Raw genomic sequence first — 16,861 nt, forward strand, 5'->3', positions numbered from 1 at the left:
GATGACTGGAGGTTTTTTGTATGTTTTTCGGATATAATCCCGAGATTTCCGTCAATACTGGTTAACAGTAGAGTCACAGACCCCGACATGCGCATGTTAGACGGGTGGGATAATCGGAGGGAGAGAACGGAATGAAGTTGCTTGTGTGGTTTGTCAAAATCGTGCTAATGGTGTTGCTGGTCAGTTCACTGACACTGCTCACGACCGGATTAATTGTACAGTCATATGCGAAGTCGCTACTCGCGAGTTTCAATATTCAGTGGGAAGGTCAACCCCTGGGGTTAACCGCCATGTTCCAAGGTGCCTTGGGCGGTAAAACCAGCGAGGGGAACAAATCGGGAAATGGGACGACAGATCAGCCGACAGGAGCGGACGAAGAGCAGGTTCCGGAAGATGCTGTTTCAGTTATGGGGAATGGGACGGAGAGCGGTCAATCTGGCGTAGATGCGGGCAACGATGCGTCCCAAGGGAGCGGCTCAGGCGAGGGCGCAGGTGCAGGCTCAGGTACAGATACGACTGGAGGATCAAATTCAGGTGCAAGTGTAGGCAATGGGACGGATACGGGCACGGGTAATGAATCAGGAACAGATCAGGGTAGTGGTTCAGCTTCGGGGAATGGAACCGGATCGACCAGCGGAGGTGCTTCTTCAGGCAGTGACGCCATTGTCGTATCGCCGGATGACATCACAGGAGCAAAGGACAAGCTGCCAGCAGAGGAGAAAGAAAAAATCTTCAGCCTGCTCATGAATAAGCTGCCACAGAAAGAAATGCAACAGATCTCAGGCGCCATGGAAGGTGGCCTAACGGAACAGGAAATACGTGAGATTGAACAGGTGATCTCGAAGTACCTGACCAGTGAAGAGTACGACAACCTGATGGAAGTACTGCAAACGGAATAAAATAGGCAGAGAAAGCAGGCGTGCTCATAGATGGGCATCGCCTGCTTCATATTGTAATGGACTTGTCGATGGCAATTGAATATAATCTATTTAAATAAATACTGGAAATTGTACAATTAAAGAATCAGATGTTGAAGCATTCGAGTTTTGGAGCAATTAGTGCTTACGTTAATTTCATTAGCCTACATAGGAGGGAACATTGTATGAAATATAAAGATAAAGAACACAACATATAAAAACGGTTACGCAACATTGCAGAAACCTCCAGTCCAATTCGTGGACCTCCGTTCATAGGTGCATTCAAGAGAACCGATGGACTTGTGTTTATGTATACACGAATTGGAGGTTTTATTGAACATGAACTTATATCATTCTAATTTAGAACCATCAGTAAAAAAGTTTACCGAGGCGACGAAAGAGCGATACGAGCAAGGGCTGCAAGAGGCGGACCAGCCATTTAGTGGCTGGGATTTTAGCTATGTAACAGGGAGTGAGCGACTTCAGAGCGGAATGTTGCCTTGGTCCTATGGAACGATGGCGCGCCGATTGTTGAATCAGACAGAACGAATGCTCGACATGGGGACTGGTGGAGGAGAAATGCTGTCCAGACTCCTTCCACTTCCTTCATACACATGTGCGACTGAAGGTTATCACCCGAATATATCGATTGCAGAGGAACGTTTACAGCCGTTAGGTGTGAAGGTGCTTCCAGTGACTGATGATTCGCAACTTCCTTTCGCAGACGGAGAATTTGATCTGATTCTTAATCGGCATGAGTCGTATGATGAGCAGGAAGTTAGGCGGATTCTATCGGTAGGGGGACTGTTTCTAACTCAACAGGTAGGTTGGTCAGATTGCAGGGGGATCAATGATCGGCTCGGCATTCCTATGCCCGTGGATTACGCTGGATGGGAACTGGATCGTGCTGTTCTTCATCTGGAGCAGTGTGGATTCCGTATTCTGGAGCAACGGGAAGCAACTCCCGCGCAGCGATTCTATGATATAGGCGCACTGGTCTATTATCTGAAGACCATCCCGTGGCAAGTACCTGATTTCAAGGTAGAACAGTTCCGTCAGCCGTTAATGGATATTCATATGGAGATGGAGCACAATGGATTCTGGGAAGTACAGCAGAAGCGATTTGTAATTCTTGCAGCCAAAGAATAGAGACATAAAAGTTAATTTCTATTGTGACTCGAGATGAAATCCAGTTTAAGATAAACCACAAACAGGTTGTTTACGTAATCCCTTATCAGAGTTGATCTGGTAAGGGATTTTATTTGTATTTTTATGAAAAATAAAGCATATTTCACTGGGTCTTAGAACCTAGTCTTAATTTGCGAACAAAAGTACATAGTACAGCGGATGTTGAGGCATAATGGGTGATGGATCAGCCGTACAATCTTATGGATAAATCAGGGAAACCAAGCGGGGCGTGGCTTTGCGGTGTGACGTATAGAGTTGAAATGAGTGTAAAACCTGTGTTAAAGTATACGGGTGTGATAAAAGGTTAAAATTTTGACACTTTTACGAGCGCAGCTAAAGTCCTGATTTTGCGGACACCCAATACAAGTATCAACGAGCATGGGACAGACACGATGGGTGATGTCTTGACAGAAATGCGAACTGAGAAGTGCTGAAAAGGAGAGAATCATGAAAGGTTTCAGAGGCATACGCCAACCGGGCAAAGACCGGGTACACGAACAATCCGGGGAACACCGGACGGCCGAAGACAAAAACAACATGAGCATGTCCACCTTCAGTGTGAATAAGAAGCGCGTTCTGGCCTCGCGCAAATGGATCATTACAGCAGCATGTGGTGTATTCATCGCAGCATCGCTTGGGTTCGCAGGCAAACAATATGTTACTGCAAACACCGTACCATACTATAAAGTAATGGTTAAAGGTAGCGAGATTGGTACCATTGCAGATGAGGCACAATTACAACAACTATTTGCAGACAAAACTGAGGAATATCAAAATAAATATCCGGATGCAGAGATGGTGCTGAACACGGATGGCATTACAACCGAAACGGTAAGAGCGTACAAACCTGAAGTGAACAGTGACGAGACGCTGGACAAACTGGGTGACATGCTGACAGCCTACGCCAAAGGTGTGGAGCTCAAGGTAGATGGTGAAGTCATTGGTATTGTGAAGGATCAGGCAACAGCGGATGCAATCCTGGAACAAGTGCAGAGCAAATACATATCGGCATCGGCTGTGCGAAGTTCGCTTAAGACGAAGTCGGTATCGGCTAACTCTTCGAAGAAAGACGAGGGACCAAGCACAACCCTGAAGTCGGTAGGCATCAAGGAAGATGTAGCGACAGATGTGGTGAAGGCTGATCCAAACAAAATATGGGATGTGTCCGAGGCGGTTAAAGCATTAACCGTTGGTAGAGACGCGCCTGTAACTTATGTGGTTCGTGAAGGAGATACGATCTCTTCGATCGCGGCCAAGTATGAAATTACACAAAGCGAGATTCGCCAGCATAATCCGGGCATCAAGGAAACGTCGCTTCAAATCGGAGACGAACTGACCTTGACCGTTCCGAAACCAGCGGTAACCGTTAAATCGGTTGAGCAGGTTGTTGAACAGATTGAGATCAAACCGCAAGTGGAAGTACGAAAAAGTGCTGAGTTGAAAGCAGGTACAACAAAAGTCGTGCGCCCAGGACAAAGCGGGTTGAAAAGCATGCAATACCGTATAACCAAAGAAAATGGTGAAGTGGTTCAGGAAGAGTGGCTTGGTCAGGAAGTGATTAAAGCAGCTGTAACTGAAGTGGTCCTTAGCGGAACAAAAGTTGTTGGTGAGGGCACAGGTGAATTTGCTTGGCCGGTATCAAATGCAACGATGAGCAGCAGCTATGGACAACGTTGGGGTCGCCAGCACAAAGGTGTCGATCTGGTAGGTAACCGCGATGTGAAAGCGTCTGATGAGGGTGTAATTACTTTTGCAGGACAGAAAAGCGGTTATGGTAATGTCATCATTATTAACCACCGTAACGGATACGAAACACTGTATGGACATCTGAACAGCATTGGCGTTAAGGTTGGACAAGTGGTTGAAAAAGGCGAGAGTATCGGCGTTATGGGCAACACGGGTCGTTCGACCGGAACACATCTGCATTTTGAGATTATTAAGAATGGAACGGTAGAAAATCCGTTAACGTATTTGAACTAATATAGAGCTTAAGGAGAGCAAGGTTGGCTATAATGCTGGCCTTGTTTTTTGCTGCTGTAAAAAATTTTCAGATGAAAGACCTTTCAAGCCTCTGATCGGGATGTGACGGTGCTTCAGGTATGTTAAACTAGAGAGTATAAACAACAAACTAGAGAAACAAATCAAGCAGGCTTGGTACAGGCTAAACATAGAAGAGAGATATAGACGCTAACGCGGATTAAGCAGGATATAGGGGTGAACTTAGCCGATGCAGGGGAAGATTTTGGTGGTGGACGATGAACAGCCCATCGCAGACATTTTGAAGTTTAATTTGGAAAAAGAGGGGTACGAGGTCATCTGTGCATTTGATGGCATTCGTGCGGTTGAACTGGCGCTATCCGAGAAACCGGATCTGATGCTGCTGGATCTGATGCTCCCGGGCAAGGACGGTATGGATGTCTGTCGTGAGGTGCGCGCTCATCTGGAGATGCCGATCATCATGCTTACCGCCAAGGATGGCGAGATCGACAAGGTACTCGGACTGGAATTGGGTGCGGATGATTACGTGACGAAGCCATTCAGTACGCGTGAGCTGCTTGCACGGGTGAAGGCACAGATGCGCAGACGGCAAAAACTTGCGATTACGGCAGAAGCGCACGAAGACGAAGAGAAGCAGGTCATGCGGCTGTTTGATCTGGCTTTTGATATGGACATGTATACGGCTTACAAAGGCGGGGAACCGCTCGATCTGACCCACCGTGAGTACGAACTTCTCTATTATATGGCGAAGCATTCCGGCAAGGTTATGACACGGGAACATCTGCTGCAAGCGGTGTGGGGATATGAATATTTCGGCGATGTACGTACCGTGGATGTTACGATTCGTCGTCTGCGTGAGAAGATTGAGGAGAATCCGAGCAAACCGGAAACGATTCTGACACGCCGCGGGCTCGGTTATCTCGTGCGCAGTGCCAAAAGCGTGGGGATATAATGGGCCGATTCGCGCGATTCTCGTTCTTCCGAACGATTCAGGCGAAATTGATTATTATCTATGTACTGCTGATTCTGATTGCGATGCAATTGATCGGCGTTTATTTTGTGAGCGCGATGAAGAACTCGCTGACGAGCAACTTTACGGAAGACTTGCAGGCGCGTGCTGAGATGTTATCGGTTCTCGTGGGGGAGACGATGGCAGGTGGAGAAGCAGAGGCAGGCGAGGACAAAACGGAAAATCTGCGTGTGCTGGTGAACAACCTGTTCAACATTAACGGTGCCGAGATTCAGGTGCTGGATGCCAGCGGCAAAGTACTCACGACCTCGCTAAGTTCACATTCGGATTATGTGGGGCGCAAAAACACCCAGACCGTTGTCAGCCGTGCGTTGCAAGGCATTCGGGACAATGAGGAATACATCGTGGACGAGGATAATGTTCGCAAAAAGGTCGTCGCCAAGCCGGTGCTGTCTGGCGGCAAGATCATTGGCGCGGTCTACATCGCGGCATCTATGAATGAGCTGTATTCCACGATGGAGGGAATCAACAAAATCTTCATCTCCGGTATTCTGATTGCCTTGGTGTTAACGGCGGTGCTTGGCGTGATCCTGTCCCATACGATTACGCAGCCGATTAAGGAAGTGACTCGGAGAGCGACAGCGGTCGCAGAAGGTAACTTTGATCAGCAGACACCTGTATTTGGCACGGATGAGATAGGTCAGCTCAGTCGAGCTTTTAACTATATGACCAGCAGGCTTCGGGATGCACTTTCACTGAATGAAGAGGAGAAGGAGAAGTTGACCTCCATTCTGACGAATATGAGTGATGGCGTGGTGGCTACAGATGAGTACGGTAAAGTCATTCTCGTAAACCGTCGTGCCAGCAGCATTCTGGGTATGCATCCTGCGGATATTGAAGGAAGACACTTCGCCATATTACTCGGCATTGATCCGGAGGATGCGGAAGCTCTCGCGAGTGGTTTCACAGGTTCAACTTTGCTGCAGATTGCACCCGCCGGACAAGAAGAGCCTGTGGTCATTCGGATGACGTTCACACCGGTTCATCGACGTGAACGGGGGATCACGGGAACCATTGCCGTACTTCAGGATGTTACCGAGCAGGAAGAGCTTGAGGCATCCCGGCGCGAATTCGTGGCGAATGTATCCCATGAACTGCGTACACCATTGACTACGATCAAGAGTTACGCGGAAGCGCTGGATGACGGTGCACTGGAAGATCCGCAGCTTGCCGGTCGTTTCGTTGGTGTTATTCAGAACGAGACGGAGCGAATGATACGACTGGTTACGGATCTGCTGCATTTATCGCGGCTTGATTCCAAAGAGGCTTTGCTACGGAAACAGCCAACTGACATCCTGGAAATGCTGGAGGAAGTGACGGATCGATTCTCGTTTCAGATGCATCAGAAGGATATTCAGCCTGTGTTGTCTGTAGAGAATGATATTCCGGCTGTTCCGCTGGATCGCGATCAGATTGACCAGGTGCTGGATAATGTCGTGTCCAATGCGCTGAAATATACATTAGAAGGCGGCACTATTACGATTGCGGCTAGACGCAGTGATGAACACACACTTGCCATCTCGGTATCGGATACCGGAATGGGTATCCCACAGCGCGATCTGGATCGCATTTTTGAGCGATTTTATCGGGTGGACAAGGCTCGTTCCCGCAGTATGGGAGGCACAGGGCTAGGACTGTCCATTGCCCGGGAAATTGTGAAGGCACATGATGGCAGCATCTCTCTGGAGTCTGAGGTAGATGTGGGAACAACAGTAACGTTCACACTGCCGATGCGTGAGAAAGGGGGTGAGCACCTTGAAGGAACGGATTAAATCCTTGGTGCTTGCTGTCCTTGTTGTAGCCAGTCTGGTTCAGAGTTATTTCCTGATCTACCGTTTGCCCGGAGGCGGGGATTCCATTGTGACGTCAGAGACGAACTATGTGAAGACGGAAAATATGGGTCAGGAACGCAATATTGAAGAATTGATCTTCCCCGATCAGATGATTATTCATTTGGGCGAGGATAAACATACGGTGTTTTACCCTGGCAATACGTTCTATCAGTTAATCTATTCGCGGTTACAGGGGCGTGCTTTCGATGATTTTCAGCGCCGCAGTGTGCAATCGGTGAACTGGGATCAGATTTGCAAGGAGAACCCTGGGTTTGAGTTATCGTTCAAAGAAGGTATTCCCGTAGCATTGTTACAGCGGGTGATGAGGCTTGGGACGGATTCCTTATTCCAAGGGGAGACGATTAACCGAATCTCGATCTATACGTCCAAAAATGAAACGAAGGCCCATGCGCTGTTCTTCAGCGCTAAGGGAGACGTGGTGTACGAAGCAACGCAGGCGGACCTGACAGTACAAGACGTGCAACAGCATGTTGACTTCGGTACGAACTGGACGCCATATACGTTGATGGACGGCGGGTATTATATCCCGGCGGAAGCTCTGGAGACGATTGAAGCCGATGTGCCGACAAGTCAGTTCACGGTTGAGCAGATGCAACGCAGTCTGTTCTTCGATCCAAGCATGACCCGGAACATCCGGGAAAAAGATGGATCAGAGATCTACACGGACAGTAAACGTAGTCTGCAGGTGAAACAGGAACAACGCTGGATCAGCTACACCGACCCAGCCGCACCGCCTGCGGGGCAGATTGATCCCGCGAAGGATGCACTGTCTGCGGTTGATTTTGTGAACCAGCATGGTGGCTGGAAAGGCCGGTCGCGCATGATGCTGGGGACCGCCGACAGCAAGACACGGCTTGAATTCCAGCAGTATTACGGCAGCTACCCGATTATGGATTCCATGCAGTTCCGCTTTGGCAAGATCAGCATGGAGATGCAACAGGAGACCGTATCCAGCTATGAGCGATCGCTGGAATACCTGAACGAAGGTGCAGAGACGAAGAAATCGGTCAAATTGCCTGGCGGAGACAAGCTGAAGGCTCTTATTAAAAAAGTGGCAGGTGAGAATCGCCAGGTCGTGGACGTGTACCCGGCTTATCGTCCTTCTTCGATTGAGGACGGGTTGAAGCTGATTCCGGTATGGGTGATCCGCTTTGGAAACGGGGAGGAAACCACCGTTTCTTGATGGGTTGTAGGGTAATGGAGTCATTCGATATCCGAGCAAGGTGTAAGGTCACACGATAACGGAGAGGGCAGAAAAAAGCTGGAGAAGCGAAGCGTTCGCCTTTATCGCCGGATTTCTCCCTTAGGAAAAGGGAATCAAGAAATCTGGGGATAACAGCGATCGGAAGGTTGTTCTGACCGCGGAGTGGGCCAGTGTGATATTAGTTGCTTTATCTAATGGACGGAGGTGAATGTTTTGGATTGGGGACGGGCGAAAAATGTGTTGATCTATGCCTTTCTGCTGCTCAATCTGGTGCTGGGATACCAGATCTGGATGGATGCGCGGGAGACGGCTGGAGCCAATCTGGACTTCACCTCACTGGCAGATAATACACAGCAGGCGATGGAAGAGAAGGGTATTCAGGTGCTGGCTCCGATTCCGAATGAAACGCCAAAGCTGCCGAAGTTGTCCTATGAGTTCATTGAAGAGGACAAGGCTGGCGTAGATATGGAGCTGGAACAGCCTGTAGATAGCAAGTTGATCTTCTCGCAGAGTGAATTGGAAGATGCATTGCAGCGTGAGATTCCACAGATCGGGACATACCGGCTGGATCAGTTGATGGCCGAGGATGGGGCTTTTGTGCTTCACCCATTGGTGGATGGCAAATGGCCGCTCTTCAATGTGAGTCTGGAGCTATTCTACAGCGACCAGAAAATAACGGGTTACCGTCAAACTCCAGTGCGGATTACAACCGCAGAGGAGAGCGATCAGCAGGTGCTTCCGGCGTCGAAGGCGCTGGGAACGCTGATCGAGAACTTTTTGCCAAATGATGCAATTGTCAAAGATATTCAGCTGGGCTATTACGGCCAGTTGTTCAATTCAGATATACAGGTAGCGATGCCGGCATGGCGGTTCGTGCTGGAAAGTGGCGAAGTGTTGTACGTGCAGGGCATCAGTGGGGATGTATTCAGTCCCAAGACAGACAAACCAGGGGAGTAATGCGTTATGGGGATATATTTTACCGTGTTATCCAGCGGTTCGACAGGTAATGCCACGGTCATACAGCATGGGGGTACCTCACTCATGATTGACGCGGGTCTTAGTGCGAAGCGATTGGATGCACTGTTTCAGGAAAGGGAGATTTCTGGGGCAGAACTGGACGGGATTCTGGTTACACATGAACATTCCGATCACATTAAAGGACTAGGCGCGATGTCTCGGAAATATAATTTACCAATCTACGCGAATCTGAATACGTGGGCGGCACTGGAGAAGTCGGTTGGGGCGATTCCAGAGGAAAACCGGAGGGTATTTGAGACGGGTGAAAAGCATGATTTTGGGTCACTGCGCGTGGAATCCTTCGGGATCTCACATGATGCAGCTGAGCCGGTAGGGTACACATTCGATGATGGTACGGAGAAGCTGTCTGTTGCAACGGATCTCGGGTACATGAGCGACAAGGTTCGCGATGCGATCTCAGATTCTGACGTGCTGGTGCTGGAGGCGAATCATGATGTCGAATTGCTGCGCATGGGGCGTTATCCGTGGAACACCAAGCGCCGGATTTTGAGCGACATTGGGCATTTGTCGAACGAAGCGGCAGGGGCAGCGCTTAGTGAACTAATGAACGGACGCATCAAGCGCACGTATCTGGCACATCTTAGCCGAGATCATAATATGATGGACTTGGCGAAAATGTCGGTGCGCGACGCGATGGAGAGCCGTGGATGCTTTTATCGGGATCATGAGTTCAAACTCTGTGATACGTATTACGACCGTCCTACGCCATGGGATAGGGTGGGTGAGCCATAAAGCTGTCGAGTTCGGCGGCTTTGCGCTCGACTTCCTCGCGGGTCAGAATGCCTTTATCGATAAGTAGTTCGATAATGGTGCTGAGTGCAAGTGTGTTGCGATAGTGCTCTTCCTTGAGATCGGCCAGCTTGGCTACCATATGAACTTCATCCATGGCTGTAAGTGTACGCGTGCGATCCATGTATACTTCCTCCTCTATGAAGCTTCGAATTGTCTTTTACTATTATTGTAGTCAGGCTTGATGGAAAACATTCCTCTTTTTGCCGCTAACATTTGTGTGATGAGGCGTGTATGCTGAACCTGTGACTATGCAGGGGTGAAAAAGTTCTTTAAATTTGCCAAAATGGCGCTTAGCGTACCGGATTTTGTGGTGATAGATACTATGGACCTTTATTGTTAAGCGCGTTATAGCGGAAATTTGCTTTAATTTTCGTAAATATGCAACTTTTTGTGATTTGACGTGTTTAGTATATGAGGAGCATTGTGATTTTGGCTGTTTTGCGTGTGAAATGGCATGTCATAGAATGCGAGAGCATGATTGATAGAGTCACTGACAGAATGGCGTGTCCGTTCTGTTGTACATAGACGCTGTATCTTGATTTGATGCCGGGATGCGGCGATATGCAAGACCATTTTATAAAATGCAAAAAAGCATGGGAAACCGTTGGAGTCTTCACGTAACGAAGATGACAGAAGAAACCTGAAGAAACAGAGTGTTCGCCTTTAGGAACAAATTTTTACCTTGGAAGAGGGATCAAAAAAATTTGTGAGTAACAGCGATCGGAAGGTTCGTCTGTTGGCGGAGTGGTGTATGTGAGAACTCCATCGTTGATCCATGCGACAACTTAGGCGGCAGTCAGGGTCTTGATGCGTGACAACGAAGGGGAGAGGATCACGATGGGATTGTTTGGAGACGATTTTTATTCAACCAAAGTATCAAGACGCGCCGAACCTGAACAGAAAGGCAAACTTCAGATCATCCGCCCTGGAGGCAGAGCACGTGGACGTGACCGCTGGAGCAATCCGCGCAGATCGCGTACAGGAATCAGTTCCACAGTGAAGGTAGCTGTGATTAGCTCGGTGATCAGCTCCATCGTGACCGTCATGCTGTTTAGCTTCATCACACAGCCCGCTTCGTTACCGCTGGCTAATGCTACAGGCAACGGTGGTGGAGGCGGTGCACAGACAGCGCAGGCAGCTGATCCATACGATCGGATTATTCAGGCAGCAGCACACGTTCGTCCTTCTGTGGTGAGCATTGTGAACCATAAAACGGGTAGCAGTCTATCGATGGAAGATTCGGCGCTGGGCTCAGGGGTCATTTTCAAAAAGGAAGATGGCAAGGCTTATATTATGACCAACCACCACGTCGTGGAGGGTGCGAGTGATCTGGAGATCGTGACCGTAGATGGGGAGACACACAAAGCGAAGCTGGTCGGTAAAGACCGTGTAAGTGACATTGCTGTCCTATCCGCAGAAGATAAAGGGCTGGGAGCAGTCGCGGAGATTGGCGATTCCAGCAAACTTCAGCGAGGTCAAACGGTGCTGGCGATCGGAAACCCACTCGGTCTGGGCGGTACGCTGACATCCGGTATTGTCAGTTACACGGATCGTATTCTACCTGTATCAATTAATCAGGACGGGGTGTACGACTGGGAGCAAAACGTGATCCAGACGGATGCGGCGATTAATGAAGGTAATAGTGGCGGTGCTTTGGTCGATCTGAACGGCAAAGTGGTCGGCATCAACACGATGAAGATCTCGGATACGGGTGTTGAAGGTCTCGGCTTCGCGATTCCGATGAACGAAGTGATGAAAACGGTAGATTCCCTGCTCTTGAACGGCAAAGTATCTCGTCCATACCTAGGCGTGTACACGGTCGATCTGAGCAACCCATATGCACCACTGGATGACGAGCAGCGTAAAGATCTGAAGCTGCCATCTCACGTGGACAGCGGTGTGGTTGTACTGGAGGCATCGGGTCCCGCATCTGAAGCAGGTATGAAGCTGAATGATGTCATTACGGAATTTGACGGGCAAAAAATTACCTCCACGCTGGATCTGCGGAAATATCTGTACGATCAGAAGAAGATTGGCGATACGATTGAAGTGACCTTCTACCGGGATGGCAAAGCGGAGAAAGTATCCGTGAAGCTGACGGATAAACCGGAGTAAGGGAAGTTCAACGAAGCCTATACTGTTGCGTGGATTGAAATAGGGAATGCTAGAAGAGTGATCAGATCAACTGACCACTCTTTTTTAGTTATTATGGGTGGACGTGTTCATTCGACAGTAAATGAGTAGATCAACCATTTTTATATTCTCATGATCAGATAGACCCGGAGCCAAAGGAGCAGATACATAAGACTAGGGCTGTGGTAAACTGTTGTCAATATGTTCGGACGGTCGTTGATGCAAATAACATCTGTTTGTGGATCGCATTTTTATTTCAGAATGGAAGGGGTATTTTTGATGAAACATTTGAAGAGAAAGATGCTTGGGGGAACGAGCTTGGCGCTGTCACTGTTTCTGCTATCTGCCTGTGGATCTGAGGTTGCTACGACAGGAGCATCGGTGGATACAGGTGCTCTGCAAGAGAAGATTGCTGGGCTTGAAAAGAAATTGGTGGAGCAGGGAGCCAAGAGCGTTGAGCAGGAGCAAAAGATTGCAGCACTTGAGACCAAGTTGAATGAGCTGAGTACAAATGTGATTGCGATAGGTGAGGCTGGTGGTCAAACGCCTGTAGCCTCGGGAAACAACGGATCGGCCGGGAAAGGCGATGGGGTGCTGATTACATTTGCCCAGTATGAGAAGCTTGAGGTTGGCATGTCCGTGGAAGATGTCATCGAGATCCTTGGCGGCGAAGGTGAAGCGCTGAGTGAAGCGGAGAATATGGTGGTTTACAACTATAAAGGTACAGCGGGCAATGGTGCTAATGCGGTTATTGCTTTTCAAGGCGGGAAGCTGTTGACGAAGGCGCAGTCGGGATTGAATTAAAATTAGTAATGGATTTGAAGAGCATGACTTTTTGGGATGAATTATAATACATTGTTATGTGAATTTAAATGGGAGCCAATCAGAAAATTCTGGTTGGTTTTTTTGTTGTTTTTATAAAGTCTGTGAGTAGCAGAGAAATGATTAGATATATATTTTTCTGATAATAACTTGACATATGCAGTTAGTTGTAACTATAATCATTACATTATAAAAGTTGTAACTACATCAGTTACATATAGTGATATGAAGGAGGATTATTATATTTAAATAAATATTAGTCGAAGCAATTGTACAACCAGACTATAGGGCGGTTTAAAAAATCAACGAATTGGCTGCTAGATGCATTGTTATGGATGAACGGCGGCGACATAAAGAGAGGGAGATCAATTAAATGTTTACTAAAAAATCATCAATGGGCGTTATGCTCGTTCTATGTTTCATGTTAATTCTGAGTGCTTGTGCGGGTACAGCAAGTAAAACTGAAAATGCGGAAGACTCTTCATCCAATGCTGCTAGTGCTGGAAATACAAAGAGCGAGGAAACAAACACACCAGCGGTGGAGCTAAAAGTGACTACCTATAATCCTGGGGAAAACAGCATTTTTGGCGTTTCATCAAACTTGATTGAAGGTCCAACTGAAGTCGTGCTCGTTGATGCGCAGTTCCAAAAGAATGATGCCGAGCAATTGGTGAAAATGATTAAAGATACGGGTAAAAAACTGACCACCGTATATATCAGCCACAAGGACCCGGACTATTACTTCGGCCTATCGGTAATTCGTGAGGCGTTCCCTGATGCAAAAATCGTTGCGACTCCAGCAACGGTGGAAGGAATCAAGGAAACAATTCAAGTGAAGAATGACTATTGGAATCCGATTCTGAAAGAAAATGCACCAACTGCACAGATTGTTCCGGACGTCCTTGACGGTGCTCAATTGACCGTAGATGGGGAAGCCGTAGAGATTATGGGTCTAGATGGTTCCGATCCTTCACATACGTTCCTGTGGATTCCTTCCATTAAAACTGTTCTGGGTGGCGTTCCTGTCTACGAAAATTCGCACGTATGGATTGCAGATAACCAAACTCCAGAGAGCCGTGACTACTGGCGCCAACTGCTGGACCAAATTATTGCATTGAATCCAGAGCGAGTGATTCCAGGTCATTACCTGGGTACCAGTGCCGGGGATATATCCAGTGTTACGTTCACCCGTGATTATATTGCTAAGTTTGAAGCAGAGGCAGAGACAGCTAAAGATTCTAAAGAACTGATTGCAGCTATGGAAAAAGCATATCCGGACTTTACGAATACAGGCGATCTGGAAACGAGCGCTCAGGTAATTAAAGGCGAAATCTCTTGGCCTTAAGTCTAACGATGAACTTTTGGAAATGGTATAAGTAAGGGCAAACATCCTTATCCTGCTATGCGGGAAGGATGTTTTTGCTGTCATTAGGAGTAAGGGGGTTTCTTTTCCGCGGCAGGTGTGATAGAACTGAGAAGTGGCTATCCTGTATTGGGATAAGCGGTTGTGAATCGGGAACATAGCTGGTTACAGAAAGGATGCTTAACGGATGTACGTTGTATGCAAAGAACACGTGGACATTGCCATCGACATGTTTGTCGATGAGTATGAGGACGCTCCAGATATCGTTGATCTGAAGGAGACGGAATTTGCCGATTGGGACCCGCCTGCGAAATGCGCCGAGTGCGAGCAGCACGCGGAATTCCTCGTCGTTTAGCGTACTGTAGGACTTAGACGGCTGGAGGCGTGACTTAAGGTGGCGCTTCGGGCTGACTTTCCATCCGGTATGAACATCACAGCAAGAAGCCAAGGAGAGCGTGATGAGCGCTCTTTTTGTCTTTGTGCAGGGAATTAGTAAGGTTGGTAGGTAGCGTAGAGTTGGGCCAGGGTTGTAGGGGCTGACGGTGGAGTAGGGGAGAGGAGGAGCAGATTCAGGTAGGTAGGTGCCGAGTTCCGAGTTGGAGTGAGCTAGGTTGTAGCAAAGGTGGAAGGTGTAGGTAATAGAAGTGGATGGCACCCGGGCATGGGGAAAATGAAGTTGTGTGACAGCGATGTGGGTAGGGATGGAGGCGTGGCTTGGTCGAGTAACTCTAAAGAACCTGACGGATCTTATTCGGGGCAAATACCGCCTGGTTGAAATCTAACGAATCGTAGACACGTTATATTGCTGAAATGGCCTCGAAAGTGGTGGGGAGTGCTCGGTGGGTGCGGAATAGCGTGTTTCAGATTCGTTAGATTTTAAAGAAGCCGAAATGGGGCTGAATAAGGTGTGTGGAGTTCGTTAGCATTTGGAGAAATGTGTAGTATAGGTATACTACGGTTGGAACGAACGATACGATGAAGCATCTTACTTATAGGAAATCTCGCAAGACAATTTAGGAGGAATGGATTTTCATGTTTATTCAGATTATTGGCGTAGGCAAATTGAAGGAAAAATATTTGACGCTGGGCATTCAGGAATATGCCAAGAGGCTCGCCCCGTACATCAAGTTTCAGATGATCGAGGTCGCAGACGAAAAGGCGCCCGATACCCTGAGCGAAGCTGAGGTTCGGGCGGTAAAAGAGCGCGAGGGGGAACGCATCCTCGCGCATGTGAAGAGCGAGGCGCATGTTATTGCGCTCGCATTGGATGGCCAGCTCTGGAGTTCCGAGGAGCTGGCATTGGAGATCGATAAGCTCGGCACGTATGGGACGAGCCATGTCGTGTTTGTCATCGGAGGAAGCCATGGGCTCTCCGATGAGGTGTTGCGCCGCGCGAAGCAGCGCTTGAGCTTCGGGCGCATGACCCTGCCGCATCAGCTTATGCGGCTGGTGCTGGTGGAGCAGATTTATCGCGCGGTGAAGATAAATCGGGGGGAACCGTACCACAAGTAGGGCGAAAAGTTGAGTTGAAGGTTGAAGCTTTAATGCTAAATATATCAGGAATAATTCTCCATCATTTGATATAAATAATTTCGAAAGTCTTCAACATAGGACTTGGGCTCTACAACTTTTAGATGAGTGCCGAAGCTTGCTAACAATTGAAATCCCATATGATTTTGTGGGACATAAATAGTTGCTAATAAAGATCCACCATTATGGTCTTCAATACTTCTTCGACCATACCTTTCGATGATTTGATCTTTTATGCTAGGCGATATCCATGCCTTAATCGTGACGAATTGCGGTAGATAACTTGCAACGCGACCTTGCTCTGACCAATCGTCTCTAGGATGAAACGTACGTTCATCCATCGTAATATGATCGATCCGCGATAACTTGAATGTTCGATATCCCTGTCGATGTAAACAGAATCCTTTCAAGTACCAACTCGATTCGTTGAAATGCAGCTCATAGGGCTCGACCATTCTATTCGTTACAGCCCCGTCTTTATCTGTATAATCAAACGAAACCAGCCTTTTTTTAGAAATGGATTCTTGACATATCTTTAAGGTTTCAAGAATCTCGGACCGACCTTCCCAAACATAAAACGACAGTTGAATGGAACGATTCAGAGACAATGGACTAACCATTGCCTCTATTTTTTTTATCGTTCTTTCCACTTCTTCAGTAAGGAGGAGTTGTTCCAATCCGCCGAGCGCAGCCAATATATTCTGTAAATCGGAGCTGCTTAGAAGGCGTTTATCGACCTTGTATTCGTCCATTATGCCGTAGCCGCCTTTGACGCCATTGACAGAGTAGATTGGGATGTTCGATAAGCTCAATGTTTCCATATCGCGAAGGATCGTTCTTTTGGAGACATTGAATAGTTGTGAGAATTCCGTTGTAGAAACAATCTCTTTCCTCAGCAATATCATGATAATCGAAATGAGTCTCTCCACTTTGTCCATAATTGCCCTCTTTTTTTACATGATTTTATAAAGGTGACACTAAGGTGTCACCTTT

At 47.8% G+C, this 16,861-nt stretch carries 15 protein-coding genes; 13 read left to right on the forward strand and 2 right to left on the reverse strand.

The features are described from left to right. Positions 1 to 131: 131 nt before the first annotated feature. The 8 genes from QVE09_RS24580 (at position 132) to QVE09_RS24615 (ending at position 9,960) form a co-directional block, all read left to right on the forward strand. Entirely contained in the window at positions 132 to 899 is a 768-nt protein-coding gene (locus tag QVE09_RS24580) for a hypothetical protein (RefSeq protein ID WP_315938921.1), read from the forward strand. A 357-nt stretch (positions 900 to 1,256) separates the two neighbouring features. Next, a complete protein-coding gene (locus QVE09_RS24585; RefSeq protein WP_315938922.1) occupies positions 1,257 to 2,066 on the forward strand; it encodes a class I SAM-dependent methyltransferase in 810 nt (269 codons plus the stop codon). 486 nt (positions 2,067 to 2,552) lie between these two features. Beyond that, entirely contained in the window at positions 2,553 to 4,085 is a 1,533-nt protein-coding gene (locus QVE09_RS24590) for a peptidoglycan DD-metalloendopeptidase family protein (RefSeq protein WP_315938923.1), read from the forward strand. Between the two features lie 247 nt (positions 4,086 to 4,332). After that, positions 4,333 to 5,055 carry a response regulator YycF gene (gene yycF, locus QVE09_RS24595; RefSeq protein WP_017691453.1) on the forward strand — a complete coding sequence of 241 codons (723 nt, stop codon included), beginning with the start codon at positions 4,333 to 4,335 and terminating at the stop codon, positions 5,053 to 5,055. After that, positions 5,055 to 6,905 carry a cell wall metabolism sensor histidine kinase WalK gene (gene walK, locus QVE09_RS24600; protein ID WP_315938924.1) on the forward strand — a complete coding sequence of 617 codons (1,851 nt, stop codon included), beginning with the start codon at positions 5,055 to 5,057 and terminating at the stop codon, positions 6,903 to 6,905. Before yycF ends, walK begins: the two co-directional genes overlap by 1 nt. Continuing rightward, a complete protein-coding gene (locus QVE09_RS24605; protein ID WP_315938925.1) occupies positions 6,889 to 8,169 on the forward strand; it encodes a YycH family regulatory protein in 1,281 nt (426 codons plus the stop codon). Before walK ends, QVE09_RS24605 begins: the two co-directional genes overlap by 17 nt. Positions 8,170 to 8,403: 234 nt before the next feature. Beyond that, positions 8,404 to 9,147, forward strand: coding sequence for a two-component system regulatory protein YycI (gene yycI / locus QVE09_RS24610; RefSeq protein WP_017691456.1), 744 nt, complete (start codon positions 8,404 to 8,406; stop codon positions 9,145 to 9,147). Positions 9,148 to 9,153: 6 nt separating this feature from the next. Next, a complete protein-coding gene (locus QVE09_RS24615; protein WP_036671861.1) occupies positions 9,154 to 9,960 on the forward strand; it encodes an MBL fold metallo-hydrolase in 807 nt (268 codons plus the stop codon). On the opposite strand, the gene QVE09_RS24620 is transcribed toward QVE09_RS24615, so the two are convergent. Further along, a complete protein-coding gene (locus QVE09_RS24620) occupies positions 9,929 to 10,141 on the reverse strand; it encodes a hypothetical protein (RefSeq protein ID WP_315938926.1) in 213 nt (70 codons plus the stop codon). The genes QVE09_RS24615 and QVE09_RS24620 overlap by 32 nt on opposite strands. A 716-nt stretch (positions 10,142 to 10,857) precedes the next feature. On the opposite strand from QVE09_RS24620, the gene QVE09_RS24625 reads away from it, so the two are divergent. The 5 genes from QVE09_RS24625 (at position 10,858) to rlmH (ending at position 15,850) form a co-directional block, all read left to right on the forward strand. Continuing rightward, positions 10,858 to 12,135, forward strand: coding sequence for a S1C family serine protease (locus tag QVE09_RS24625; protein ID WP_315938927.1), 1,278 nt, complete (start codon positions 10,858 to 10,860; stop codon positions 12,133 to 12,135). Between the two features lie 297 nt (positions 12,136 to 12,432). Beyond that, positions 12,433 to 12,957, forward strand: a complete 525-nt coding sequence (locus QVE09_RS24630; protein ID WP_315938928.1) for a hypothetical protein — start codon at positions 12,433 to 12,435, stop codon at positions 12,955 to 12,957. Positions 12,958 to 13,348: 391 nt separating this feature from the next. Continuing rightward, on the forward strand, positions 13,349 to 14,320 hold the full coding sequence (locus QVE09_RS24635; RefSeq protein ID WP_315938929.1) for an MBL fold metallo-hydrolase: 972 nt from the start codon (positions 13,349 to 13,351) through the stop codon (positions 14,318 to 14,320). A gap of 205 nt (positions 14,321 to 14,525) precedes the next feature. Further along, positions 14,526 to 14,693 carry a CxxH/CxxC protein gene (locus QVE09_RS24640; RefSeq protein ID WP_017691462.1) on the forward strand — a complete coding sequence of 56 codons (168 nt, stop codon included), beginning with the start codon at positions 14,526 to 14,528 and terminating at the stop codon, positions 14,691 to 14,693. A 677-nt stretch (positions 14,694 to 15,370) separates the two neighbouring features. Then, the gene (gene rlmH / locus QVE09_RS24645; RefSeq protein ID WP_315938930.1) at positions 15,371 to 15,850 is read left to right on the forward strand and encodes a 23S rRNA (pseudouridine(1915)-N(3))-methyltransferase RlmH; all 480 of its coding nucleotides are present in this window, start codon (positions 15,371 to 15,373) and stop codon (positions 15,848 to 15,850) included. A gap of 44 nt (positions 15,851 to 15,894) precedes the next feature. Here the strand turns inward: rlmH and QVE09_RS24650 are convergent, their stop codons facing one another. Beyond that, positions 15,895 to 16,806, reverse strand: a complete 912-nt coding sequence (locus QVE09_RS24650; protein WP_315938931.1) for a helix-turn-helix transcriptional regulator — start codon at positions 16,804 to 16,806, stop codon at positions 15,895 to 15,897. Positions 16,807 to 16,861 lie beyond the last annotated feature (55 nt).

The organism is Paenibacillus sp. ClWae2A (genome assembly GCF_032452295.1).
Lineage (GTDB): Bacteria > Bacillota > Bacilli > Paenibacillales > Paenibacillaceae > Paenibacillus.

Coding starts and splice junctions, on each gene's coding strand:
- QVE09_RS24625 (WP_315938927.1), top strand. CDS start 10,858: ATGGGATTGTTTGGAGACGATTTTTATTCAACCAAAGTATCAAGACGC.
- walK (WP_315938924.1), top strand. CDS start 5,055: ATGGGCCGATTCGCGCGATTCTCGTTCTTCCGAACGATTCAGGCGAAA.
- rlmH (WP_315938930.1), top strand. CDS start 15,371: ATGTTTATTCAGATTATTGGCGTAGGCAAATTGAAGGAAAAATATTTG.
- QVE09_RS24640 (WP_017691462.1), top strand. CDS start 14,526: ATGTACGTTGTATGCAAAGAACACGTGGACATTGCCATCGACATGTTT.
- QVE09_RS24650 (WP_315938931.1), bottom strand. CDS start 16,806: ATGGACAAAGTGGAGAGACTCATTTCGATTATCATGATATTGCTGAGG.
- QVE09_RS24615 (WP_036671861.1), top strand. CDS start 9,154: ATGGGGATATATTTTACCGTGTTATCCAGCGGTTCGACAGGTAATGCC.
- QVE09_RS24585 (WP_315938922.1), top strand. CDS start 1,257: ATGAACTTATATCATTCTAATTTAGAACCATCAGTAAAAAAGTTTACC.
- QVE09_RS24635 (WP_315938929.1), top strand. CDS start 13,349: ATGTTTACTAAAAAATCATCAATGGGCGTTATGCTCGTTCTATGTTTC.
- QVE09_RS24580 (WP_315938921.1), top strand. CDS start 132: ATGAAGTTGCTTGTGTGGTTTGTCAAAATCGTGCTAATGGTGTTGCTG.
- yycF (WP_017691453.1), top strand. CDS start 4,333: ATGCAGGGGAAGATTTTGGTGGTGGACGATGAACAGCCCATCGCAGAC.
- QVE09_RS24620 (WP_315938926.1), bottom strand. CDS start 10,141: ATGGATCGCACGCGTACACTTACAGCCATGGATGAAGTTCATATGGTA.
- QVE09_RS24630 (WP_315938928.1), top strand. CDS start 12,433: ATGAAACATTTGAAGAGAAAGATGCTTGGGGGAACGAGCTTGGCGCTG.
- QVE09_RS24590 (WP_315938923.1), top strand. CDS start 2,553: ATGAAAGGTTTCAGAGGCATACGCCAACCGGGCAAAGACCGGGTACAC.